This is a genomic window from Kiloniella sp., assembly GCF_965205715.1.
Taxonomy (GTDB): Bacteria; Pseudomonadota; Alphaproteobacteria; order Kiloniellales; family Kiloniellaceae; genus Kiloniella.
In genome coordinates, this window is the sequence record NZ_CBDBHW010000014.1 from 1,511,019 (window position 1) to 1,532,427 (window position 21,409).

Consider the following 21,409-nt stretch of genomic DNA (forward strand, 5'->3'; position numbering starts at 1 on the left):
TTATCCGGGGCTTTCTGGTTTTTTCACGTTCAAAATAACAGAGTTTCGAAGGCATGTTTTTATGAAAAATATACTTCAATACATAAACGGAATTACGGAAACGATAGAAAAATTTATCGTGTTTCTTTCCATTTTACTGATGATGGCCAATTCCACCGCGAATGCCATTGGACGATATGTTTTTGATAAGAGCTTGTTCTTTTCCGAAGAACTCAATCAGTTCCTGATCGTTGCGATTACCTTTATCGGCTTTGCCTATGCGGTCCGCAGGGGGCGCAACATACGTATGACGGCGATGTATGACGCTTTGGGTTATGGGACCAAGAAAGCCCTCATGACGACCATCACCATTACCACTGGGCTCTTGATGTTCTATTTGGCTTACAAGGCCGTCTTTTACGTTATAGAGCTAAAAGAAATCAATCGCTTAAGCCCTGCGCTACAGTTCCCCGTCTATATCATTTACTCGATTATTCCTGTGGGTCTTGGGGTCGCCGGACTGCAATATGTAACCGCCTTCTTTATGAACGTGACCCATAAAGAGATCTACTTGTCACACGATGTGACAGATAGCTGATTGATACCCAAATGACATTTTCAAACGGTGGGCCACTATGAGTTCGTTTATTGATTTTTTTTCTGACATCGTAGCTGGCGATCTGGATATCTACGTGATCACCTTTACCATCGTCGTATCGATGATCATCCTTTTGTTCTTAAGTTTCCCCATGGTCGTGCCTTTGGTCGTGGGCACCCTGATCGGGCTTGTGCATTTCTCTGGCATAGATACAGGTGTGATCATACAGCAGATGGTCACCGGGATTTCGCCAAATGCCCTGATCGCCGTGCCCATGTTCATTCTGGCAGCGGACATCATGACCCGGGGACACACTGCGCATAATCTATTGGGCCTGATCGAGGCTTTTGTTGGCCATCTGCGCGGTGGCCTGCCAATAACGGCTTGTATCAGTTGCACACTGTTTGGCTCAGTGTCTGGTTCGACCCAGGCCACGGTGGTGTCTGTCGGGCAAATAATGCGGCCCAAGTTATTACAGGCAGGCTATAAGGACAGCTTTGTGATGGCGTTGATTATCAATGCCAGCGACATTGCCTTTCTAATCCCCCCAAGTATTGGGTTGATCCTTTACGGCACCCTGGCAAACACCAGTGTCGGGGAACTGTTTATTGCCGGTATTGGACCGGGCATTGTGTTGGCCTTATTGTTCTCGACCTACTGCTATTTCTATAGCGTCTATCAGGGCGACAGCATTGCCCTCGTGGAAGAGACAACGACCAAAGCAAAGCTTCAGGCGATCAAAAAAGCACTGATCCCTCTCGGGTTCCCGGCCCTGATTGTCGGCGGCATCTATTCAGGCGCCGTGACCCCAACAGAAGCCGCATCATTTTCCGTGCTCTATGCCATCATCGTCGAGTGTTTCATTTACCGCGAGCTAAACTACAAAGACATTGTCGATGCCGCCTTAAGCACCGGCCTGATTACGGCCGTAGTTTTCATTCTTGTAGGCGTTGGTCAGGCCTTCTCGTGGTACGTTTCCTTTGAACAGATCCCCCAGGAACTTCTCGCACCTTTAAGCCTGGAGAATGCGTCAAAAGAATACGTCCTGTTTGTCATTGCCCTAAGTTTCTTTGTTGGCTGTATGTTTGTCGACTCACTGGTCGTGCTGGTTATCCTGACACCGATTTTTGTGCCGATCGTGGCAGCTGTTGGCCTAGATCCCGTACTCGTCGGCGTGATGATTACCCTGCAGATGGCAATCGGTTCGGCGACGCCGCCCTTTGGTTGCGATATCTTTACCGCAATTGCGATTTTCAACAAACCTTACATGGAAGTCATCAGGGGTACTCTGCCCTTTATATTGATTTTGTTCTTTATGTCGGCTCTGTTGATCTTCGTTCCCGACATTGCCCTGTTGCTTCGTGATCTCGCCTTTGGGTAGTGAGCGCATCATGTAAATAGAAAGATAAGCGACAAGACCAAAAGCCCTGCAATGGAGATATTAAAGATCCGCAGGGCTTTTGGTGATTGCAGGTATTTCGCGATAATCCTGCCGACAATCGCCCAGATTGAAACAGAAGGAAAAGCCACCAAAGTAAAGACCAGCGCAATCAATAGGCTCTGCGTAAGAGGATCAGCCTCAGGTAAAGAGAAACTCGCCACCGCAGATATCGAAACCATCCAGGCCTTTGGGTTGACCCACTGAAACAAAATCCCTTGCATAAAGCTCAGCGGTTTTTGCTCTGCGTTGGTTTCTTTTACCCCGCCAGACCCTGCAATTCTCCAGGCCAGATAAAGCAGATAGGCAACGGCGACGTACTTCAGAACCTCGTGCACAAGGGGAAAGGCCACAAAGATTTGCCCCAAACCAAGACCCGCCGATAAAATCATTGAGCCCAACCCCAAAGCAAAACCTGATATCACTGGCAAACTTCGGAAGTAACCAAAGTTGGTACCAGAGGCCATCGCCATAACGTTGTTTGGCCCAGGCGAAATAGTCAGCGAAAAAGCCAGAGGAACTATGAGAACGAGAAGAGACCACATAAAATCAGATCCTTATGAACGATGATATTGGTTCTATATTTCGCCCTAGATTTCCATTAATCAAATTGATATAACTTATCTTCAGTATCAATTAAATTGAAGCACGATTATGAATCGTCAAATCAGTCCCGAGCTTTTAAAATCCTTTATCACCATCGCCGATGAAGGCTCTTTCCAACGCGCGGCCTCGCGCATTGGCCGGACCCAGTCTGCAGTATCGATGCAGATCAAACGCCTGGAAGATATGCTCGGTCATAAACTCTTTACCCGTGAGCGACCGAATGTACGCTTGACGCCAAAGGGTGAAATCCTGCTCAGTTACGCCCGTCGTTTTCTAGAACTCCAGGACGAAGTCTGGGAGGTTCTTGCTGAACCCAAAGCACAAGGCACGGTTCGGTTTGGTATTCCTGATGACTACGCCAGCGGCCTGTTACCGCGCATCCTCGAAGCCTTTGCCGAGAGCGAACCACAGATCCAGGTCGCCGTTCATTGCGCCACAACCGTTCAGTTGATGGAAATGATCGATGCAGGCGATTTGGACCTTGCTTTGATTTCCAGGCGCGACGGCAGCTCCCTTGGTCAACTGATCCAAGAAGAACAACTCGTCTGGGCCTCTTCGCCAAAACATGCAGTGCATCTAAAAGACCCGATCCCGCTGGCCGTTTTTCAAGAAGACTGCATGATCCGTCAGTCCGCCACCGATAACCTGATAAATACCGGACGTCGTCTTCGCATTGCTTATAGCAGCCCTAACTTAGCCGCCCTGTTGGCTGTGACCAGTTCGGGCCTGGCGATTGCCGCCTTACCGCAATCAAGTGTGCCGCAAACCTTACGCATACTTACTCAAAATGACGGTTTTCCCAAATTGCCCTCTGTAGAGATCGCGCTGATCAAAAACACCAGCAAACCCTCTAAAGCGATCGAAGCCCTCTCGGCCTCAATCACAAATCTGAATACCCCGGCTTAAGCCGCCTGCCCTGTAAAACATTTGGCATTTAGCCCGACGGGATTTTTTCGTCCTGAATAAATTTAATTGACATAGTACGAATTCGCACTATATAGTTCAATATCGCACAATAATTTATCTAGGAGACCACCATGTCGATGTCACGTCGTAAAGCACTGGGAATAATTGGCGGCGGCACTATTTTGGCCGCGACAGCTTCCGCCGGAGCCTTCCTGTCCACACGCACGCCCGACATCGCCATCGCCCCCTGGGCCAAGGCTGGAAATTACACCGACGTCAGACGGCGCGCGCTTTCCTACGCGATCCTGGCGCCCAACCCGCACAACAGACAGCCCTGGTTGGTTGATCTCAGCCAAGATAATACCGTAGTTCTTTACCGCGACCTCGAACGCGATCTCCCTGCAACAGACCCATTTTCCCGCCAACTAACCATTGGCCTTGGCTGTTTCTTGGAGCTTATGACCATTGCTGCCGCACAAGATGGTTACGCGGTTGAACTCACCCTGTTCCCAGAGGGAGAACAGGGTCCGGTTGCACGCGCGGTCTTCAGCGATAAGGATAGCCGGGGCAACAAGGTCAAAGCCGATCCGCTTTTTGAGCAGATACTTCACCGGACATCATGCAAAGAACCCTTTGAAAACAGAGCTGTTCCTGTCGACAAAATTGCCCGCCTCACCCCCCTTGCGAAAACCTATACAGATCCAGATGAAGTCGCCACCATCCAAAAGCTGACGCTTGCTGCCTGGATGAGAGAAGCCGGGACACCCCATGCTTTGAAAGAGTCCGTAGACCTCATGCGTTTTGGGAAGTCGGAAATCAATGCCAACCCGGATGGAATTGACCTCGGCGGCCCCTTCCTTGAAAGCCTGATGCTTGTTGGCGTGCTCTCCAAAGAAGGCCAGTTGGATCCGACTTCATCCGGGTTCAAAGAAGGCATCAAAATGTACACCGACATGCTGACCGCCACTCCCGCTTACGCCGTCATTACGACCAAGGGCAACTCACGCATAGATCAGATAGAAGCAGGGCGCCGTTGGATGCGCTTGAACCTGACCACAACGGAGCTCGGTCTCGCCCTTCACCCTGTCAGTCAGGCTTTACAGGAATTCCCTGAGATGGCAGAACATTATGCTAGGGCACATGAACTCCTGAGCAAACCCGGCGAAACCGTTCAAATGCTCGGAAGGCTTGGTTTTGGCCCGACCGTCGGCAGATCACCGCGCTGGCCTCTGGAGAAAAAGATCATAGGGTAAAAGGGTCATAAATGGATAAAACACCACCGAGCGGTCCTCCAAAAGATCCGGCAAAAAATCCGGCAAATAGTCCAGCTAACAGTAACGATCCTAAGAGCAAAACTGCCCCCCTCGACCCACAAACCCGCGGTCTGTACTTTGCCTTTTTTAATGAGATCGGGATCATCAGCCAACTCAGCCGGGCCATGATGGAAGCCAGTCTACCCGATGGCCTCTCGGTGGCGCATTTCTCCGTGCTCAATCACCTGATGCGCGTGGGCGATGGTCGCACACCGCTTGCGATTGCCCGGGCCTTTCAATTGCCCAAAACCACCATGACCCACACCCTCTCGGTGCTCGAGAAAAACGCGATGGTCGAACTGCGCCCCAACCCCAAAGACGGGCGCAGTAAATGTGTGTGGCTCACCGAAAAGGGACGAAAGTTTCGCGACGATGCTATCGCCAGCCTCGACCCCGACGTCGCCGCGCTTTCCTCCCGCATTCCACTGACCATCGTTAGCGAACTGGTGGACAAACTCGCCGACATCCGCAAGACCCTCGACAACTACCGCGACGAGTGAGGATGTCCTCTCAAACTTCAATCAAAAGCTAAACCTTACTGACTTCAGCATGTTTCAAGTCAAATGAGACATGATCGCGAATAGCGGCAACAGGGTCATGAGCCTCAGGGTATAACCACAGCACATTTTCAATGTTCACATCATCGCCTTTATAGCTGAGATAATGCGCCTCTCCCTTCCACTTGCAATGGGTGCGAAAATCAGAGGGTTTAAGGTAGGTCTCATCAATATCTTTGTGGGGAATATAATAAATCGGTGCGCGATCGCCTTCATAAAACAGGATTGCATTTTGGCTCCGCGCCAGCTCTCGACGATCTATGTACACCACGACTTCACACTCAGCGGCTTCCATTGTGATATGCCCATCCCAGGCAATAATTTTGAGTGCAGGTTTTGACAAAGTTTCGTTTTCTATCACTAAAATATCTCCCGTTATTGCGCAGCTATATCAGCTATTGCCGCGATGACTGTTTCAATCTCTTGCTGCGTATTAAAAGCGTGTGGCGCAAGGCGGCTTATAAAGGGGCGCTTTCTAAACCAAAGCGGAGCATAAATATCCTTTGGAGCACTGATATTGATATTGCGCGCTTTGAGACCCTGTTGAAAATGTGCCGGGTTGTGCCTTTCATGGCTGAAGGTAACGATACCACTAAGAGAGGGCCCGCGATCTTCAATCTGCACCCCGTTAATCCCTGATAGCCCGCTGCGTAATGCCTTAGCGTGGGATGTAATGGTGGTTTGAATGCTCGCCCAATCGTCCTTAAGCGTCAGCTTCACAGCTTGGGCAAGGCCCATTCGCACAATATAGCTCGACTCTCCATATTCGAATTTTTTAGCATCTTTCCGAATACTTGGCGCCCCCTCAGCAAAGGGCCCCGAAAATTGATCAACCCCATGCGGCGTTATCTGTTCCAGAAAACGTCTGCTAAATACACTAAACCCAAGGCCGCGCGGCCCCCGTATATATTTACGCGTGCTCACTGTCGTCACATCAAATCGTGGATTGGAAAGATCAGTTGCCCCCTGGCCAAAGAATTGCGCGGCATCTACAAATAGCCAAGCAGGGTGATCACCTAAAACATCCGCAATCTCGTTCACAGGATTTATCAGCCCATTAACAGCGGGCACCCAAGTAACACAAACCACTCGCACATTATCATCCAGCATCTGCACGAGAGCCTCAACGTCAATGGCTCCGTTTTCATCTGAGGGAATAAGGTCCATTTGAGCTCCCGTCGCCTCACATCGGCGATGGATTGCGCTTATATTTCCACCCCACTCGGTCTCGCCGACAAGGATGCGGTCACCCGGTTTCAAATCAAGGGCTAGAAAAGGCGTTTGCCAGGCTTGAGTATTACTGCCAAAGAGCGCGATCTGTTCATCCGAAACCTGAATGAGATTGCCAAGATCACTATAAAGTTGGCCAAGCTTGACTGATACAGAGAGCATAGCCTCGGTACTGCCCATCCGGGCTTCAAGCTCCATATGCTCGGCCATCGCAGTATAAACACTTCGATCAGGGAGCGAACCAGCGGCATTATTCAAATGGATAAAATCATTAAGGTGCGGAATGCGATCACGCATGACTATGGGTCCTCCGATTAAGATCACATGATGGATGTGACCTCTTATGAATTAAAGGCGGTTAGATTGACATTTCCGGCAACATCAATTTATATTAATAGGTAGATTGTTATATAGGGATATAGCTATTTGACTATATTGTCAACACCCCAGGATACCGCGCCCGCAATCTTTGCGGCTATGGGCAACCCCAAGCGGATGCAGATCATGACCTGGATGCATGATCCAACCACTCACTTCCCGGCCCAACGCGATGGCGACTTGGTTGAAGATGGGGTCTGCGTCGGTGCGATCGTTAAAAAGTTGGAAGTAAGCCAACCCACGGTCACAGCCCACATGAAAATCCTCGCTGATGCCGGGCTTGTTGTGTCCAAGAAAATCAAACAATGGACTTTTTACAAACTCAACGTCGAGACACTGTATCAAGCAGAAGCTGAATTAAAACGCTTGTCGTCTGTGTTGGGATAGCGGCTTGCTTATTCCTAAAATGGCTCAATGTCCTCAACAGCAAATATGAAGAGTCCGATAAACACCCACCCAAGTAAAGTATCAAGGCCTCTAAAGCCTGATCCAGCTCATCCTTGGGGATAATTCAATTGTTGTTAATCGTGAACAAAATCACCCGAACTAAGTCTTTATTTTTTCTTTCGCTAATTCTATAGCTTTTTCGAAAATATTAAGGTCAATCGTTCTTGATATCAAATTCTCATCGACACATTTTGAAGGAAATTCAATCTTAAGATTTTCGATGCCACCATCGCGATTAATCAAAGCTACAAATTGATCTTTATAAAATATCTCAACGGTTAGCTCATCATAACTACCATCACTAGACAGCAATATTTTAATATCAGAATCACTCATTTTGAGCACTATCTATCCTATATATTACTCTATCGCCCCAATAAGTAGTTGCTGTTTCACAGCCAATACTCAACTCAAACCAATAGTGATCAATCATCAATTCTGGTATTTCATTAGAAAGGCCAGACAGTCTAAAATATCCGTCTTTTTTTTCTTTTAATTCGATCGACCAGTGTTCTTTATTTCCATCATACTCAACGGAAATCATATCTTGATTAGTTTCATCCACCACTATTGAGTATCTACCTTCTGGGAACGAAAATTGAATCTCCTTCTGCCCAAATAAGGCGATTTCGTCTTCGTAGACTCTAAACCATTTATCCATTATTCAATGATACCAAGTTAAAAAGAGTAATCATAGCTTCAAACAGAAACGCCATACATCTATAACGAGCTAACTACCCCCCAGATAAATACTCCCCCTGCAAACCAACCATCATAGCTGCTTATACATATAAGAGGTTGGGTCAAATTTGCCCGCGTCGTTGGGGTCTTGGGCATAACCCGGGATGATCCCGGCGATCTGATAACCCAGTAATTTATATAGCGGTTCTGCGTTGTCACCTGTTCGGGTATCCAGGGTGATCAGGGTATGACCCCGGTCCCGGGCTTGTTTTTCCAACTCCGCCATCAAATTCTTGGCGATGCCGCGTTTTCTAAAATCGGGGGAGACCAGAAGTTTGGAGACTTCGCCGCGGTGGGCCTGGTTCGGCATAGAGCCCGCGCAGAGCTGTACGGTGCCCGCGACCTCGTCTCCTACGCTTGCTATCATCAGGATCGTTTCTCCGCTCACAAGCGAGGGACGGATCTTATTTCGCCAGAAGTCACGACTATTTTCCAAAGAAAAAGGCTGAATAAAGCCCACACTGGCGCCATCATGCACACAGCCGTGCAATAAATCGGCGAGATCTTCCAGATGAAGGTCAAACCCTGTAACATCAAGGCACGAAATAGATGGTTGTTTCATTGGGACCTCACAATACGACCAGGAAATAACACGCACCCAATTTTGGATCAGCACAAAAGGCGTTGGCGCCATGCAATTTATAGCGCAGGCAATCGCCGGGTTTTAGAGTATGGACGGCTCCATCAAGCCTGACCTCCAAGCCGCCTTCTTGTAAGACTAGGTGATGTTCCAGCCCCTTTTGAGCGGGGCCGGGATAATCAATTTCTGTTCCCGGCAGCAGGTGGCATTCCAACACTTCACAAGTTAAATTTTCAGCAGGTGGCGATACAGAACGGCGCTCGAACCCGGTGTCATCATCCCGCCAAACTGGTTGCTCAGATTTTTGTACCAGGGCTTGGTGATCAGCTTCGACCATCGCCATCAAACTCGACATGGTCAAACCATAAGCCGCGCACAGTCTGCCGAGTACGGATGCGGTCGGGCTGACCTCACATTTCTCCATGCGCGAAAGCGTTGCCCGACTGACATTGCTTCGCGCGGCGAGCTCCTCAAGGGACCAACCACGCTCGGCACGCAAGGTCTTCAGACGCTCGGCAAGCCTTCTATCATTATTATCTATTTCGGACATTTGATACCAAATCACCATTGATCATATTAGAGATATATTCCCATATATGATCAACAGTCAAGATCGGAAAGCAATCCTGGTGAATATCAAGTTTCACCAAGCTCTGTATCGATCAACCCATGAACTTCAGAAAAGACAGGTATGAGCTGCTATCTAGGGAGAGCTTGAAGTCCCCATTCTGTAATCACAAAACTGTAGATATTGAAGGTTAACATCAGCATTTGAGATCGTAAGAACGCCAAGATTTGGGGCTTCTTCACTCGGTTTAAAGGTCTCCCACCCCCATTCAGGGAGCGGTGAAGGCGCCTGGTACAACACGGAACGCATCGTTGCAAAAGGGATGCCTTTAACAGTGCCGGTGATCGGGCGATGAACATGTCCGATAAACAGGTGCTCTACATTAGAGTACTCTGCTAAAAGCTGTAAGAACGCCTCTCCGTTTTCCATATTCTCGGTATCTTGCATCGGGAGTCCAAGTTTCATTGGCGGGTGATGCATGAAGAGATAAACGGGCGTATCAGCGGCTTCAGCCAATACTTTTCTCAACCAGTCACGTCTGATTTCACAGAATTCACCCGCATCCGAACCGCTTTTTTGCGTATCCAAACAAACAAAAAGCCCTTCGTCGGTCTGTACTGAATACTGGATGAAATCGACCATACAGGTATCTGGCAATGAGAACGTAGATCTGAAGAGTTCCCGGTCATCATGATTTCCAACCATAGGCAGGAACGGCACTTTCAATTTATCCAAATAGGCAGCCAGTGCATTATAGTCCGCCACAGTTCCCCGATTGACCATATCACCAGATATAAAGCAAAAGGAACTGTCACTATGATGCGCGTTAACATACGACACCGCGGCTTCAATACGTACCCGCGGGTTATGCCCCAATACATCACCTTCGTGTGAGAAATGCGGATCAGACATCCAAATACTTTTTAGCATTTCGGCTCCTAAAAAATCGATTTATGCAGCCACAATATCAATACCTACAACCTCAGTACAGCTGACATTTTCTATTTTTCCGAGAAAGGTAATTTTAGCCCTTAGCTTCACTAACGAGAAAATCGTTCAGGTATGCTTTAAGGGTTTCCCCAGCGTCCGAGATATGGGAACTGAGAATTTTTGTCGCTTCGATTTCATCTCGTGTTCTGCAGGCTTCCAGCAGGGCATAATGATCCGTGTTAGAGCGCTCGGTGTAGTTCAAAGCCTTGATTGTAAACCGGAGATACCGATCAGCGACATCGTTCAAACCATCGATATGGGTCAGAAGTCGGCGCCGTCCGCAAGGCTCATACAAGGTTCGATGAAAAGCTTTGTTCAAGGCGCCAAAATCACGCAAGTCCGCGTTCTCAATGTCATCCTGAATTCGAGCAGCACGATCTATTTGGGCATTGGATATCTCTGGCAGAGAAAGCCGCAACGCCAGAGTCTCTGCGGACACCCGCATTTCATAGATTTCCTGTAACTCCAACGGATCTAATGGCGCAACGGATGCGCCTTTATTAGGCACCAGCAAGGCCAGCCCTTCGGCCTCGAGCACCCGAAGCGCTTCTCGAACGGGCATCCGGCTGACCTTGTAACGTTCGGCGATATTGTCCTGACGTAAAGGTTCCCCAGGGCGCAAGGCTCCAGAAATAATTTCCTCCCGCAACTCAGTTATCAAAGCCCGGGTTTGGTCGCCAGAACGCGCACTGAGATCAATGGATTGTAGGCTTGAAGTTGGCGTCACGTTTTGTCCCTGCTCACACTTTTAATTTTGGATTTTCCTGAGTTCTGACCTTCCCCTGTTCTCACTCCGGAAAGCCCTGAACTTGACAGATTTTGTAAATAATTATATCCCATATGTCAAATTGGATCCAATTTGGAGAATCGTATGACCATATCTAGATTAGCCTCTATTCCCGGTATCGGCGTTGACAAGATGGGCAATGCTGCCGATGCAGCAGATGCCGCCGGGGGCAATGCTGAAATGCTGCGATTGGAAAATCTCGACACGGATATCGCCCCTCCCCCCGATGCGGTTGAGGCAACGCTTGCCGCAGTTTCCAGAGATAACGCCAACAGCTACCTGCCTTTCCTCGGGATACACGATTTACGCCGGGCAGCCGCAGCGCGGGTTTCAGACACCACGGGTATCAATTACGATCCTGAAACCCAGTGCATTGTCTCTGCTGGTGGGCTCTCTGGTATCCTGAATGTGTTATTGGCAACGCTGGAACCCGGTGATGAAGTCATCATCACAGATCCCGCTTACGCCGGCCTCCTAAACCGTATTCGCCTCGCCGGTGGCGTGCCCAAACTTGTACCGCTCCAAGTAATCGACAGCGGCTGGCGAATGGATCTCGACGCTCTGCAAAACGCAGCGAGCAATCGCACCCGTGCCGTGCTGACCATGAGCCCCTCGATGCCAAGCGGCATCGTTCACACCCCAGAGGAATGGCAGGCCATAGCCGACATTGTGCAGCGCTGTGATGCGTGGCTGATCCATGACGCCGCGATGGAGCGCATACTTTATACCGATGCGCCCGTGTTTCACCCCGCGCGTCTCGACGGTATGGCCGAACGCACCATCACCATTGGCAGTGTCTCGAAAGAATACCGCATGATCGGCTGGCGGGTTGGCTGGATCGTCGGTCCAAAAAAGATCATGAACGACATCGGCCTCGTCAGCCTCACCAATGTTGTCTGTCAGGTCGGCATTGCCATGCCCGGAGCTGCCGCGGCTCTGCTCTCTTCGAATGATGGCGTGGCCGAAGCAACCGCCGAATGGAAGAAGCGACGGGATTTCATTTTAGAAGAGCTCTCTGACCTGCCTGTGGTACGACCCGATGGCGGTTGGTCTTTGCTCATTGATACCGCCGCGTTGGGGATCAGCCCCGATATCGCCTCCAAACGCCTGTTTGATCAGGGCAGGATTGCCGCAACCCCGATGGTCGGCTGGGGATCAGAAACCAACGCAGGGCGTTACCTTCGTTTTGTCTTCGCCAATGAACCCGTGGATCGTCTGCACGACATCCGAGAACGCTTGCGGGTATCATGGTCTGTATAAATGATCTTTTTGGCATATAATTTATGAGACAGAAGAAGAAAGAAACCTGATGAAACCAAGCAGTGTGGATCGGACCATCGCAGCGGCGAAAGATCTGGGCTTAGCCATTGAGCTCCGAGAAATGACAGCCTCAACCAGAACCGCAGAAGAAGCGGCACAAGCCTGCGACTGTATGCTCGGCCAAATCGTCAAATCGCTGGTATTTCAGGGCGCGGAAAGCAACGCGTTGCACCTTCTGTTGATAGCAGGAAATAACCAGGCTGATCTGGCAATGACAGAACAGAATGTCGGAGAGAAACTCATCCGCGCTGATCCTAAAAAAGTGCGTAAAGAAACCGGCTTTGCCATCGGCGGTGTCGCGCCAATTGGGCACTTGGTCCCCTTGCCGATCTGGATGGATGAAACCCTTCTTGAATACTATAATGTTTGGGCCGCAGCCGGTGCCCCCAACACCGTTTTCAAAGTCTCCCCTTCTATGCTGGCAGAAAAAATTGGGGCTAAAGTTTCAAAGCTGGCCCCTTAAACAGCCCCGTATCCGACCTATTCGGTACACTATGTCCCGCTGTTTCGATTCCAGAGCGTGCTGAATACGGCAACCACAATGAGCCCTCCCCCGATCCAGGTTGCCTGAGTGGGAAATTCCGCAAAGATGAGCCAGGCAAATATTGGAGCCAACGGCGTATCCAACGCACTTAATAACGCAGCCTGCCCAGCTGGCACCCTCTTTGCCCCTTCCGTCAGGGTCACAGATGCGACGGCAAAAACCAGGCCGAAAAGTGCAAGAATTGCCAATTCGTGGAACGGTATGCTGAACGGATCACCAAAATATAAAGCGCATGGCAGCAATAAGAGAGATGACAGAACAACGGGACCTGCGGCAGGCGTTTTGGGAAACCGACGATAGATCACCATAAATATAGCCATGGAGATTGTCATCCACAACGCAAGGAGATCACCTCTGAGGTTTAGTCCGCCCACAGATCCCGAAACGATGATGCCAACACCAAGCAATGCAAATAAGCAGGCCAAGAGCATCTTCAAAGTAACCCGTTCCCCCACCCAGCCCCAGGCAATCAAGGCCGCGATAAGGGGGGCCGCGGCATAGATCAGGGCAACGTTGGCAATGCTTGTAAGTTTAAGAGCGGGAATAAATGCAGCTGAACCCGAAGCGCCGATAATGGCTGCACTCCAACCTCCAACACCTATGCCGTGAAAGTTTTTCTGAAAGGTCCCTCTTTTCAAGATCCAGAAGACTGTAAATATTGCTGAGAACAATCCTCGCCAAAAGATAATCTCCCAGGCTCCAGCCTCGACACCTTTGACAAAAATCCCCACGGTGCTGAACACAACGGCCGACACCACAATCAAGATCACACCGTGATAATGATTTTTCCGGGCATCCGTTTCCATGTTACCCGCATTAATTCCGAACTCGGCCAGATCTTTCACTTGTTCAGTTTCTGCCATTTATTGATCTCCAGCCTCAAACTTCAAATCATTGTTTGCCACGGGTGAAGTCCGAGTATTGAACCCCAGCAGTATTTTTATATTACTAGCAGATCACTGCTGCCATGTAGCTGTCAGTAGTGATCTGCTACCTTTGAGAAGGAGGTAAAAATGAGTAAACCACTTCGAATGTTTGAAATCATCCAGCTCCTTCGTAAAGCGAAGCGACCGATGAGAGCGGTTGATATTGCAGATACCCTTGGTGTTTCCCAGCGCACCGCTTATCGAGACATCCTCGCTTTGCAGTCCATGAGCATCCCCATTGATGGCGCTGCTGGTGTCGGCTACATCCTACGTCCAGGCTTTGATCTCCCGCCGATTACCTTCACCCCAGAGGAAATCGAAGCCATCATTGTTGGTCTCGCTCTTCTTCCCCGAACGGGCGATGTTGGCTTGCAACGCGCAGCGCAAGGTGTAGTGGGAAAAATCGGTGACGTCGTCCCCAAAGCAGCGGCCTCCCGCCTGACCGCAGCTTCGCTGGATGCATCCGGCTGGCACGCGGTGCCCAAAGCAAAGGTCGACATCGCCCTTATTCGTAAAGCCGTTCGCAATGAACAACGGCTTGCTATTCAATACAAAAATGCAGAAGGACAAGTCTCGGAAAGAACTATCCTGCCGCTTGCCGTTCTTTATTATGTCGAGGCTATCGTCATTGCCGCCTGGTGTGAAATGCGGACTGATTTCAGGCATTTTCGGGTGGATCGCCTTAATCACTGTACGCTTTCTGACAGCACTTTCTCTGATATCGCCCATCAATTACGGGCAGATTGGCAAAACCAACACGGCTTAACCTGAGATGAAATTCACATGATCCCAGTTTCTCAGCTCATTCCTGTTCAAGAGACTTAAGCGAGCTTTCAAAGTCTCCATAACCACAGAATTGATACTCATACTTGAGCTTTAAACGATAAGCGATCTCCTGCGCTTTGATTTCAAGCTCCGGATCTTTGACCTGAGGCATAAACAAAAGCTTGGTGTAGTTGCCAAATACAAAGTCGACCATATCTTCTCGTCGATCGAGCCCCAAGGCTTCCCAGACAAACGTATCAAAGTACCGACAGAAATAGTCAGTTAAAAAGAAGGTCGTTATCTCATCCTCAGAACTCGAGGAGAACTGTTCATTTCCCATAAAAAACGAAAAGCAATGCGGGCCGGGAATACGCTCAATACCTCCCTCTTCCTCAAGCACCTTATCCAGCAGACCACCGGTTCCACAATCGCCATAGAGGACGTAGATTTTGGCTCTTCTCCGCTTTGTTGAGTAGAAAAAGATGCCGACCGCCAAGTAACCTGTTGATATGTATGGTTTCTGATAACTTTACATAGAGCAGGTATATGACAATCAACATCTCGCAGCATATTTTAGGCCTCAAAGGGCAACGTGTAAATGAAATTAAACTGGATGACGGCGGTGTTAAGATTGTCATTCACTGCAGCCGAGACGCGCGTAGGAGGGCTATAGACCCTGCTACAGGCCAGAAGGGAAGCATCAACCAGCATGTCCGCCGACAAGTAAACGACATCCCCCTTTTTGGGTATCCTTGTGTGGTCGAGATTGAGCTGGCGCAGGTTTATATTAACAAGGGCGAACGCCGCATTGAGGGGTGTGATTTTGTTGATAAAGGGTGCCGTTTCACTCACCGATTTTGCCGACTGATCAGTGGATTATGTCGGCATATGTCTATTCAAGCGGTTTCCAGACATTTGGATATACGATGGGAAACGGTCAAGAATATCGACAGGGCATACCTTATTGAAACTCTCCCTACGCTTGATCCTGCAGAGCTAACTGGCTTGGAATATATTGGTGTAGATGAAGTTGCCCGGGCGAAAGGTCATGACTACATGACGGTGGTCTACGATATGGTTGGCGGTCATCTGATCTGGGTTGAAGCAGGCCGAACTGCCGAGGTTTTTTCAAGGTTTTTGAAACAACTGCAACCAGATACAGCCTGCAAAATAAAGGCCGTAGCGATGGATATGGGGCCTGCCTACCAAAAGGCTGTCAGAGAGTCCTTGCCGTTGGCCGACATAGTATTTGACCGTTTCCACGTCATGAAAAACTACAGCAAAGCTATCCATAATCAGCGTCGACTTGAGTTCAGAAAGGCCGATCCAAGTGGTAAAGAGTTGATGAAAGGGACACATTATCTGTTGCTCAAAAATGCGGATAAGTTGAGTGAAAAACAAAGTGACAAGCTGCAAAGGTTGCTGGAGAGCAATAGCAACCTGAATGCACTTTACGTCTTGAAAGAACAGCTTCAGCTGCTGTGGAGTGCCGCTTCATTTGAGGCGATGGCGGAGCAACTGGAACGTTGGTGCCTGATAGCAGATCAGTCACAGATGCTCTATCTAAAAAAGTTCGCGAAATCCCTACGGAAACATTGTGTGGGCATCTGCAACTACGCCAAACACAAGCTCACAAGCGCCAGGATAGAGGCTGGTAATGTCAGTATAGGAATGATCCGTAAGCGAGCCAGAGGCATCAAGGATACCGAATACTTCAAACTCAAAATTAGACAATCATCCATTCCAGATAATCAATCTATGCTCTATTTGAAATCCTAAATCTACTCAACAAAGCGGAGAAGTGCCTAGATTTTTTCATATCGCCCCTTTGCTACTTTAATTTTTTGGCGGACAGCTTCTGGGATCAATTGAGGATTATGATGCAGCTTACCAGGCAAGCAGGCGACATCCAGATGTCCCCATCGGTTCATCTTGATCAGATCAATTATCTCGCGACCAAGAGCACCACAGCCAATTAACAGCGTAGAGCCCTGCCCCCTTTTAAAGATGAAATCCGATTTCTTTTCCATAATAAAATACTACTGAGTGCCTACCCGTCAGTATGTCATTTTTACGCCAACAACTGAATTCTTTACGACGGATCCGGGCACCCCTCCTATCCAGACAGAAAAATTTCCCACCCTGAAATAAAAATCGAGTATTATTACCTTGCATTCAATCATCAAAGCATTGCAAAGCGACACCAAAGTAAGTTGAGAGAATACCGCCCAAGGCATCAACAAGGATATCCATGAAAGCCCTTGTCCTCACCCTCAGCGTTTTATCTGCGATCATAACTTCCAATGTCGCTTATTCTGGAGACTATGAAGACGGCATTTCAGCTTATCGGTCTGGCCAATACGAGACAGCAATCGACTTACTCCGCAAAGCAGGAGACCAGGGCCATCCCCAGGCGCAATATTACCTCAGCGTACTCTACGAAGGCGCTTCCGGGATTGATCGCGATACCAAGGCTTCTTTTCACTGGCTTCAAAAAGCAGCTGAAGGGGGGATGGTCGAAGCCCAACGTAATCTGGCAGCCTTTTACCATGATGGGATCGATGCCCCTGATGACGACCTTCAACAAGCCATATATTGGTACCGTAGAACTGCAAACCAGGGTGATCTCAATGGTCAGCTTAATCTTGGAATGTTACTGGACCAAAAAAGTAACTCAGAAAGGGATCACAGAGAGGCGATCAGGTGGTATTTGCTTGCTGCCAGGCATGGCGTTGCACAGGCACAGTTTTATCTTGGCCTCATGCACGATGAAGGACGCGGTACGCCTGTAAATCATCACAAAGCGCTGGTCTGGCTTAATGAAGCTGCTGAGCTAAGATACCCCGAGGCCATGCTTACTCTTGGGGTGAAATACCACAAAGGGCAAGGAGTCGAGCAGGATTTTATTTCGGCCTATAAATGGTTCCTTCTCGCCGATCTCAATGGCCATCCTGCCGCGGTAAAGCACCGAAAAGCCGTGGTGGTTAAACTGACACCTGAACTTATCGCCGTGGCAGAAAACCTTGTCGACCAGTGGCTAGATATTCACTAAACCCCTGATCTCATTTCAATTAAATCCAGGTCCCTAGTCTTTATTGTGGCCGATATTATCTGTGCGCATTTTAAAGACTTTGCCGCCGCGAATGACGGTGCGATTTTGCCCGCTTTTTTGGCCGCTGTGGCTCGTGACAGATAATTTCTGTCGCCAGTTGGCCACTGTCTGAGGCGATGCACCGACTTGACGTGCGATCTCACGATCCGACCAATTTGTCCGCTCCGGGTCAGTTAAATAGGCTGTGATCGCTTCACGCTTTTGCGCATTACTCAAACGCGGTTCTTCGCCGCTTTCACGTAACAAGCGTTGTTCCAAGGCATCAACGCGTGCTTGCAGAGCAGCAATCTCGCCGTCTCGGCTTTCCAGAAGACCTTGGGCCCAACTACCCCACTGCTCCATCTGTGACACAGATTTACGCAGATTTTCTTGAAGTGAAAGCAACTGGTCGCCCATTTTATTCAGGCTCTTGCCAGATCCACTCTTGCTCTTACTATCTATAGCCATCTATGAGATCCGAACTCTAAGCTTCGGCTTGAATATCTAGAGGTAGATTTTCTCGAGGATGAACCTTTGAAATAACGGTCTCGCCATCGTCATTTCCGACACCCCCTCTCGCCCCAACAGCATCAACAACCATTTGATGCTTTTCCTCAACCCGGGCCCAACGAAACTCCTTGCCAAGGGATCTATCTTCCCCGCCAACAAGATTTAAGGCCCCCTGTCGAATGGCAACAGCTTCACTTTTCGACGCCGAGTTCAGGGTAAGGGATGGTTTTGTCTGACTAACAGCAGCTTTAGGGGACGACTTTTTCAGTTCCACATCCTCTTTAGGCCGGGACTTACGGCTCTCTGCCTTGGAATTTACCCCAGATGTCGCTTTAACAATTCCAGAAACTTTTTGACGAATAGAGGTATTCGGCCCAACACCCGTCACTTTTTCAACAGCCTTGTAAACCTCTAGCTGCTTGGACAACTTATCCGCTTCCTCTTTACGGTTAAGAGCCTCTTCCATTTGCACAGCATGAGCTTTTCTCAAGCCAACCAATTCGCCTTCATAGGCATGACGCTTGGCCTGCTCCATCTGTATCTGGGATGATTTTTCCTCTACAGACTGACGCAAGGTAGCAATCTGCAGCTCCTGACGCGCAAGGGACCATCGGAGAGATTCAAGTTCCTGCTCAAGCTTTTGAACCTGGGCTGTTTCCACAGTTTCTTCCCAATCAAAATCCTGATCATCTTGAGAACTGGAGATCCCCACCTTTAGCTCATTAAAGCCAATACCTGCACCCGCGAGAAGGTGTTTGGCCCGACCAAGAGCAGCTAATGCCTCACCCTCGACCGCTGAATCCAGCAAAGCCAGCACCTTCTCAAACCGGTGCAAATCCAGTTGTGATCTCGTCACGATGTCCCCCTGCAGAGTGTTTATCACTCATCTATCTAATTTGTTAGTTGATACTATTAATTTCCATTAACCATTGCAACTATACAATTAGGCAGATGTGGAAATAATTATTTCAGCAGGCACACAAATCTCAAACCCCGCAGAAAATATAGCTCTACGGACAAGGCACTGATGCAATAAGGAGGGTTGAGAGCCATGCTGTCTTACGACCAAAGGGGCAGCAACTCGCTCAACTATCAACTTTGGACAGTTGAAGATAAAAAACCGTTCAATCGCAGAAGGCTCAGAGAAGCTTTATCACCCCAGGGTATGAAGAAAGAGGGCAAAAATTACCCCGTCCCGCCGAATTGATCAGCAAGATTTGCACCTGTTCAAGTCAGGTGTCCAATTTGTTTAGGTTATTTTTTGGGAATCAAAAGAGTACGTTCATCTTCCGGAACAGGGTGTTCATAACAGTCAACATTGGCCAAAGATCGATAACAATAAGTCGTGGCTTGGGGGGCCGAAATCACTCTAACGGGTTCTTTTTGCATGAAACCTCCCGAACATCCGGCCAAGACCAAAAATGTTGAAGTTACAAATACAGCTTTTAGACACCCCATTCTTACGCCCTCCTCGGGTCATACTATAACACATCACATCAACCAAACACCTTACAAGTTTCGCGCCAGTTCAATTAACTCATTATGTAAAAACAAAGTATCCGACTAAAAAACTCAAGGATAGTCCTGTAAAGTATCAGTGAAGGCTCTGGAGAATAAAGGATTTTACCTTTCGTAAAGACATTATTAACCGATTGCTGTCAACATATCCCTATAGTCGTAAAACTTTACCTCCTTTACCTACAAAGCAAATCTTTTGAGAATGGGAACAGGGAATTATATGGCTGCTGAAATAGGCGACGAATTCGAACACATTGAAAGTTCTCTAGATGACTTAAGTCATGCAGAGTACCTGATGCTCTACCGGGAGGCAGGAGAAAACCTGCTGTTTGCCAAGCGCCAACAATGGCTTGTCCTTGCTTATCTCAGCATGGCCTATGTCGGGATCTATCTTGTCGCCAAAGCAAACCCCTATGACATTAAGTTTTTAAATTACCTGACCGCCTGCTCTTTTATCCTGACAATTTTTGCGATTGCTTTCGTGATCTTCCTCCAATTTTGGCAGATCAACGAAAAACGCATCATTCGCAATATTGCATCCGGCCTGTCAAACTCACTACAACGCATCAGATCCCTCAAATCACGGGGTGAGTCCGACGCACACCGATACATCATGCTCTTTATGCTGATGGCCTATATACTCATGGCTCAAATAGCCATGTTGCGTGCACTATGGAATATGACAAATTGAACGCTCGCTCCTAGTTCCATTTCCATATGTGCACATAAAAGGCCCACCTAAATGGTGGGCCTTTTATCCATGGTATCTTGATCACCCAATAATACCCAAAGGAAAGCCTTCACTATTAACAATGTTGGCTTCCTAAAAATCACCCTTCCTATAATAGAGCGGGCTTGATAATATCTTGCTATAGTTGAGGATCTGAGCGCTACAAATAAAAAAACGCCACAGCCTGGGGAACCCTATATGTTCGTTAAAACATCACCGACAAAAGCTGTACTCTTTTCCCCCCTTCTAGCGATAGGATTATTTATTGCGGGTTCCAATTTGGCCCAGGCAAAATATGTTACCCTGTCCAAAGCCCCTAATAGCTTTTTGAACAAGACACAACAGGTCCAATTTCATCACCGCTGGCTCCACGAATTTCATTCATACAACAAAAGTAAATCCAAACGCGTGAGGAATTGGTACGCCACACTGATGACCGAAAAATCTTCGGACTCCCTCGCCGAATTAAAATCTTTATATAGCCTTGCAGGACGTATGGTGAAATATAAGGCTGAGAGAAAAGACTATTGGTCAACCCCTGGGGAAACAATCGCTCGCGGTTATGGTGATTGTGATGATTATGCCCATGTTTATTTAACTTCCGCTGCCCTTCTCGGCTACGACCAGAAAGATTTATGGCTTGTGGCTGGAACGTTTTATGGACGTTATGGCCCTGTAGGGCACGCGGTTGCCGTCGTAGAGACAAAAGAGGGCCAGCAGTATGTGCTCGACAATTTATACCAACGCGTTATTTCAGAAGAAAAACACCACAGCTTTAAACCCAGCTACGAGATCAACATGGAAGCACAAGCCGCGTTCATTAGCGTAAACACTCAGTTTCACGATGCTTATTGACCTGCTGTTTGCACACTATATTTCATCCCCTC

The 21,409-nt window shown here is 48.5% G+C and carries 29 protein-coding genes; 13 read left to right on the plus strand and 16 right to left on the minus strand.

Annotated elements, in window-relative coordinates; all coding sequences use genetic code 11:
- The first annotated feature begins 61 nt into the window (after window positions 1–61).
- Window positions 62–577 carry a TRAP transporter small permease gene (locus ACOGW3_RS24290; protein ID WP_419905301.1) on the plus strand — a complete coding sequence of 172 codons (516 nt, stop codon included), beginning with the start codon at window positions 62–64 and terminating at the stop codon, window positions 575–577.
- Between the two features lie 37 nt (window positions 578–614).
- The gene (locus tag ACOGW3_RS24295) at window positions 615–1,958 is read left to right on the plus strand and encodes a TRAP transporter large permease (RefSeq protein ID WP_419905302.1); all 1,344 of its coding nucleotides are present in this window, start codon (window positions 615–617) and stop codon (window positions 1,956–1,958) included.
- Between the two features lie 8 nt (window positions 1,959–1,966).
- On the opposite strand, the gene ACOGW3_RS24300 is transcribed toward ACOGW3_RS24295, so the two are convergent.
- Window positions 1,967–2,560 carry a LysE family translocator gene (locus ACOGW3_RS24300; RefSeq protein ID WP_419905303.1) on the minus strand — a complete coding sequence of 198 codons (594 nt, stop codon included), beginning with the start codon at window positions 2,558–2,560 and terminating at the stop codon, window positions 1,967–1,969.
- A gap of 109 nt (window positions 2,561–2,669) precedes the next feature.
- On the opposite strand from ACOGW3_RS24300, the gene ACOGW3_RS24305 reads away from it, so the two are divergent.
- On the plus strand, window positions 2,670–3,527 hold the full coding sequence (locus ACOGW3_RS24305) for a LysR substrate-binding domain-containing protein (RefSeq protein ID WP_419905304.1): 858 nt from the start codon (window positions 2,670–2,672) through the stop codon (window positions 3,525–3,527).
- 140 nt (window positions 3,528–3,667) lie between these two features.
- Here ACOGW3_RS24305 and ACOGW3_RS24310 read toward each other — a convergent pair whose 3' ends face one another.
- Window positions 3,668–3,883 carry a hypothetical protein gene (locus ACOGW3_RS24310; protein WP_419905305.1) on the minus strand — a complete coding sequence of 72 codons (216 nt, stop codon included), beginning with the start codon at window positions 3,881–3,883 and terminating at the stop codon, window positions 3,668–3,670.
- Here ACOGW3_RS24310 and ACOGW3_RS24315 point away from each other — a divergent pair.
- Together ACOGW3_RS24315 and ACOGW3_RS24320 are read left to right on the plus strand one after the other, a co-directional pair.
- Window positions 3,866–4,780 (plus strand): Acg family FMN-binding oxidoreductase, encoded by a 915-nt coding sequence (locus ACOGW3_RS24315; RefSeq protein ID WP_419905306.1) that lies wholly within the window; start codon window positions 3,866–3,868, stop codon window positions 4,778–4,780. The genes ACOGW3_RS24310 and ACOGW3_RS24315 overlap by 18 nt on opposite strands.
- Window positions 4,781–4,791: 11 nt before the next feature.
- The gene (locus ACOGW3_RS24320; RefSeq protein ID WP_419905307.1) at window positions 4,792–5,340 is read left to right on the plus strand and encodes a MarR family winged helix-turn-helix transcriptional regulator; all 549 of its coding nucleotides are present in this window, start codon (window positions 4,792–4,794) and stop codon (window positions 5,338–5,340) included.
- Window positions 5,341–5,368: 28 nt separating this feature from the next.
- Here ACOGW3_RS24320 and ACOGW3_RS24325 read toward each other — a convergent pair whose 3' ends face one another.
- Both ACOGW3_RS24325 and ACOGW3_RS24330 read right to left on the minus strand, forming a co-directional pair.
- A complete protein-coding gene (locus ACOGW3_RS24325; RefSeq protein ID WP_419905308.1) occupies window positions 5,369–5,758 on the minus strand; it encodes a DUF427 domain-containing protein in 390 nt (129 codons plus the stop codon).
- 14 nt (window positions 5,759–5,772) lie between these two features.
- Window positions 5,773–6,924 carry an aminotransferase class V-fold PLP-dependent enzyme gene (locus ACOGW3_RS24330; RefSeq protein WP_419905309.1) on the minus strand — a complete coding sequence of 384 codons (1,152 nt, stop codon included), beginning with the start codon at window positions 6,922–6,924 and terminating at the stop codon, window positions 5,773–5,775.
- 129 nt (window positions 6,925–7,053) lie between these two features.
- Here ACOGW3_RS24330 and ACOGW3_RS24335 point away from each other — a divergent pair, with 129 nt between their 5' ends.
- Window positions 7,054–7,392, plus strand: a complete 339-nt coding sequence (locus ACOGW3_RS24335) for an ArsR/SmtB family transcription factor (protein ID WP_419905310.1) — start codon at window positions 7,054–7,056, stop codon at window positions 7,390–7,392.
- Between the two features lie 159 nt (window positions 7,393–7,551).
- Here the strand turns inward: ACOGW3_RS24335 and ACOGW3_RS24340 are convergent, their stop codons facing one another.
- The 6 genes from ACOGW3_RS24340 to ACOGW3_RS24365 all read right to left on the minus strand — a co-directional run bounded on the left by ACOGW3_RS24340 (window position 7,552) and on the right by ACOGW3_RS24365 (window position 11,058).
- Window positions 7,552–7,788, minus strand: a complete 237-nt coding sequence (locus ACOGW3_RS24340; RefSeq protein ID WP_419905311.1) for a hypothetical protein — start codon at window positions 7,786–7,788, stop codon at window positions 7,552–7,554.
- Complete coding sequence (locus tag ACOGW3_RS24345; RefSeq protein WP_419905312.1) at window positions 7,781–8,113, minus strand: hypothetical protein; 333 nt, start codon at window positions 8,111–8,113, stop codon at window positions 7,781–7,783. The genes ACOGW3_RS24340 and ACOGW3_RS24345 overlap by 8 nt, the downstream gene beginning before the upstream one ends.
- Before the next feature lie 111 nt (window positions 8,114–8,224).
- Window positions 8,225–8,755 (minus strand): N-acetyltransferase family protein, encoded by a 531-nt coding sequence (locus ACOGW3_RS24350; RefSeq protein ID WP_419905313.1) that lies wholly within the window; start codon window positions 8,753–8,755, stop codon window positions 8,225–8,227.
- 7 nt (window positions 8,756–8,762) lie between these two features.
- Entirely contained in the window at window positions 8,763–9,323 is a 561-nt protein-coding gene (locus ACOGW3_RS24355) for a helix-turn-helix domain-containing protein (protein ID WP_419905314.1), read from the minus strand.
- 153 nt (window positions 9,324–9,476) lie between these two features.
- Entirely contained in the window at window positions 9,477–10,271 is a 795-nt protein-coding gene (locus ACOGW3_RS24360) for a phosphodiesterase (protein ID WP_419905315.1), read from the minus strand.
- Between the two features lie 94 nt (window positions 10,272–10,365).
- Window positions 10,366–11,058 (minus strand): GntR family transcriptional regulator, encoded by a 693-nt coding sequence (locus ACOGW3_RS24365; RefSeq protein WP_419905316.1) that lies wholly within the window; start codon window positions 11,056–11,058, stop codon window positions 10,366–10,368.
- A gap of 144 nt (window positions 11,059–11,202) precedes the next feature.
- On the opposite strand from ACOGW3_RS24365, the gene ACOGW3_RS24370 reads away from it, so the two are divergent.
- On the plus strand, window positions 11,203–12,378 hold the full coding sequence (locus ACOGW3_RS24370; RefSeq protein ID WP_419905317.1) for a pyridoxal phosphate-dependent aminotransferase: 1,176 nt from the start codon (window positions 11,203–11,205) through the stop codon (window positions 12,376–12,378).
- 49 nt (window positions 12,379–12,427) lie between these two features.
- On the plus strand, window positions 12,428–12,901 hold the full coding sequence (locus ACOGW3_RS24375) for a YbaK/EbsC family protein (RefSeq protein ID WP_419905318.1): 474 nt from the start codon (window positions 12,428–12,430) through the stop codon (window positions 12,899–12,901).
- Between the two features lie 29 nt (window positions 12,902–12,930).
- On the opposite strand, the gene ACOGW3_RS24380 is transcribed toward ACOGW3_RS24375, so the two are convergent.
- Window positions 12,931–13,845, minus strand: coding sequence for a DMT family transporter (locus tag ACOGW3_RS24380; RefSeq protein ID WP_419905319.1), 915 nt, complete (start codon window positions 13,843–13,845; stop codon window positions 12,931–12,933).
- Window positions 13,846–14,013: 168 nt separating this feature from the next.
- On the opposite strand from ACOGW3_RS24380, the gene ACOGW3_RS24385 reads away from it, so the two are divergent.
- Window positions 14,014–14,679 carry a helix-turn-helix transcriptional regulator gene (locus ACOGW3_RS24385; RefSeq protein ID WP_419905987.1) on the plus strand — a complete coding sequence of 222 codons (666 nt, stop codon included), beginning with the start codon at window positions 14,014–14,016 and terminating at the stop codon, window positions 14,677–14,679.
- Window positions 14,680–14,710: 31 nt separating this feature from the next.
- Here ACOGW3_RS24385 and ACOGW3_RS24390 read toward each other — a convergent pair whose 3' ends face one another.
- Together ACOGW3_RS24390 and ACOGW3_RS24395 are read right to left on the minus strand one after the other, a co-directional pair.
- Window positions 14,711–15,073, minus strand: coding sequence for a DUF1638 domain-containing protein (locus ACOGW3_RS24390; RefSeq protein WP_419905320.1), 363 nt, complete (start codon window positions 15,071–15,073; stop codon window positions 14,711–14,713).
- A 1-nt stretch (window position 15,074) separates the two neighbouring features.
- Window positions 15,075–15,233, minus strand: a complete 159-nt coding sequence (locus ACOGW3_RS24395; RefSeq protein ID WP_419905321.1) for a hypothetical protein — start codon at window positions 15,231–15,233, stop codon at window positions 15,075–15,077.
- On the opposite strand from ACOGW3_RS24395, the gene ACOGW3_RS24400 reads away from it, so the two are divergent.
- The gene (locus ACOGW3_RS24400) at window positions 15,220–16,452 is read left to right on the plus strand and encodes an ISL3 family transposase (RefSeq protein WP_419901077.1); all 1,233 of its coding nucleotides are present in this window, start codon (window positions 15,220–15,222) and stop codon (window positions 16,450–16,452) included. The two genes, ACOGW3_RS24395 and ACOGW3_RS24400, sit on opposite strands and share 14 nt — an antisense overlap.
- 26 nt (window positions 16,453–16,478) lie before the next feature.
- Here ACOGW3_RS24400 and ACOGW3_RS24405 read toward each other — a convergent pair whose 3' ends face one another.
- On the minus strand, window positions 16,479–16,703 hold the full coding sequence (locus tag ACOGW3_RS24405) for a hypothetical protein (RefSeq protein WP_419905322.1): 225 nt from the start codon (window positions 16,701–16,703) through the stop codon (window positions 16,479–16,481).
- Window positions 16,704–16,924: 221 nt separating this feature from the next.
- Between ACOGW3_RS24405 and ACOGW3_RS24410 the strand changes: the two genes are divergently transcribed.
- Window positions 16,925–17,725: a tetratricopeptide repeat protein gene (locus tag ACOGW3_RS24410; protein ID WP_419905323.1), complete on the plus strand. Its 801-nt coding sequence runs from the start codon at window positions 16,925–16,927 to the stop codon at window positions 17,723–17,725.
- A gap of 33 nt (window positions 17,726–17,758) precedes the next feature.
- Here ACOGW3_RS24410 and ACOGW3_RS24415 read toward each other — a convergent pair whose 3' ends face one another.
- Both ACOGW3_RS24415 and ACOGW3_RS24420 read right to left on the minus strand, forming a co-directional pair.
- Complete coding sequence (locus tag ACOGW3_RS24415) at window positions 17,759–18,232, minus strand: hypothetical protein (RefSeq protein ID WP_419905324.1); 474 nt, start codon at window positions 18,230–18,232, stop codon at window positions 17,759–17,761.
- 16 nt (window positions 18,233–18,248) lie between these two features.
- Window positions 18,249–19,130, minus strand: coding sequence for a hypothetical protein (locus ACOGW3_RS24420; RefSeq protein WP_419905325.1), 882 nt, complete (start codon window positions 19,128–19,130; stop codon window positions 18,249–18,251).
- Window positions 19,131–20,012: 882 nt separating this feature from the next.
- Here ACOGW3_RS24420 and ACOGW3_RS24425 point away from each other — a divergent pair.
- Both ACOGW3_RS24425 and ACOGW3_RS24430 read left to right on the plus strand, forming a co-directional pair.
- Window positions 20,013–20,483, plus strand: coding sequence for a hypothetical protein (locus ACOGW3_RS24425; RefSeq protein ID WP_419905326.1), 471 nt, complete (start codon window positions 20,013–20,015; stop codon window positions 20,481–20,483).
- 237 nt (window positions 20,484–20,720) lie between these two features.
- Window positions 20,721–21,377: a transglutaminase-like domain-containing protein gene (locus tag ACOGW3_RS24430; RefSeq protein ID WP_419905327.1), complete on the plus strand. Its 657-nt coding sequence runs from the start codon at window positions 20,721–20,723 to the stop codon at window positions 21,375–21,377.
- The last annotated feature ends 32 nt before the right edge of the window (window positions 21,378–21,409 follow it).

Bases quoted from the DNA above. Each gene is read 5' to 3' on its own strand.
- ACOGW3_RS24305 (WP_419905304.1), top strand. From the start codon at position 2,670: ATGAATCGTCAAATCAGTCCCGAGCTTTTAAAATCCTTTATCACCATC.
- ACOGW3_RS24415 (WP_419905324.1), bottom strand. From the start codon at position 18,232: ATGGCTATAGATAGTAAGAGCAAGAGTGGATCTGGCAAGAGCCTGAAT.
- ACOGW3_RS24430 (WP_419905327.1), top strand. From the start codon at position 20,721: ATGTTCGTTAAAACATCACCGACAAAAGCTGTACTCTTTTCCCCCCTT.
- ACOGW3_RS24395 (WP_419905321.1), bottom strand. From the start codon at position 15,233: ATGTTGATTGTCATATACCTGCTCTATGTAAAGTTATCAGAAACCATA.
- ACOGW3_RS24425 (WP_419905326.1), top strand. From the start codon at position 20,013: ATGGCTGCTGAAATAGGCGACGAATTCGAACACATTGAAAGTTCTCTA.
- ACOGW3_RS24370 (WP_419905317.1), top strand. From the start codon at position 11,203: ATGACCATATCTAGATTAGCCTCTATTCCCGGTATCGGCGTTGACAAG.
- ACOGW3_RS24380 (WP_419905319.1), bottom strand. From the start codon at position 13,845: ATGGCAGAAACTGAACAAGTGAAAGATCTGGCCGAGTTCGGAATTAAT.
- ACOGW3_RS24385 (WP_419905987.1), top strand. From the start codon at position 14,014: ATGTTTGAAATCATCCAGCTCCTTCGTAAAGCGAAGCGACCGATGAGA.
- ACOGW3_RS24360 (WP_419905315.1), bottom strand. From the start codon at position 10,271: ATGCTAAAAAGTATTTGGATGTCTGATCCGCATTTCTCACACGAAGGT.
- ACOGW3_RS24345 (WP_419905312.1), bottom strand. From the start codon at position 8,113: ATGGATAAATGGTTTAGAGTCTACGAAGACGAAATCGCCTTATTTGGG.
- ACOGW3_RS24320 (WP_419905307.1), top strand. From the start codon at position 4,792: ATGGATAAAACACCACCGAGCGGTCCTCCAAAAGATCCGGCAAAAAAT.
- ACOGW3_RS24340 (WP_419905311.1), bottom strand. From the start codon at position 7,788: ATGAGTGATTCTGATATTAAAATATTGCTGTCTAGTGATGGTAGTTAT.
- ACOGW3_RS24330 (WP_419905309.1), bottom strand. From the start codon at position 6,924: ATGCGTGATCGCATTCCGCACCTTAATGATTTTATCCATTTGAATAAT.
- ACOGW3_RS24410 (WP_419905323.1), top strand. From the start codon at position 16,925: ATGAAAGCCCTTGTCCTCACCCTCAGCGTTTTATCTGCGATCATAACT.
- ACOGW3_RS24295 (WP_419905302.1), top strand. From the start codon at position 615: ATGAGTTCGTTTATTGATTTTTTTTCTGACATCGTAGCTGGCGATCTG.
- ACOGW3_RS24300 (WP_419905303.1), bottom strand. From the start codon at position 2,560: ATGTGGTCTCTTCTCGTTCTCATAGTTCCTCTGGCTTTTTCGCTGACT.
- ACOGW3_RS24405 (WP_419905322.1), bottom strand. From the start codon at position 16,703: ATGGAAAAGAAATCGGATTTCATCTTTAAAAGGGGGCAGGGCTCTACG.
- ACOGW3_RS24350 (WP_419905313.1), bottom strand. From the start codon at position 8,755: ATGAAACAACCATCTATTTCGTGCCTTGATGTTACAGGGTTTGACCTT.
- ACOGW3_RS24400 (WP_419901077.1), top strand. From the start codon at position 15,220: ATGACAATCAACATCTCGCAGCATATTTTAGGCCTCAAAGGGCAACGT.
- ACOGW3_RS24355 (WP_419905314.1), bottom strand. From the start codon at position 9,323: ATGTCCGAAATAGATAATAATGATAGAAGGCTTGCCGAGCGTCTGAAG.
- ACOGW3_RS24375 (WP_419905318.1), top strand. From the start codon at position 12,428: ATGAAACCAAGCAGTGTGGATCGGACCATCGCAGCGGCGAAAGATCTG.
- ACOGW3_RS24290 (WP_419905301.1), top strand. From the start codon at position 62: ATGAAAAATATACTTCAATACATAAACGGAATTACGGAAACGATAGAA.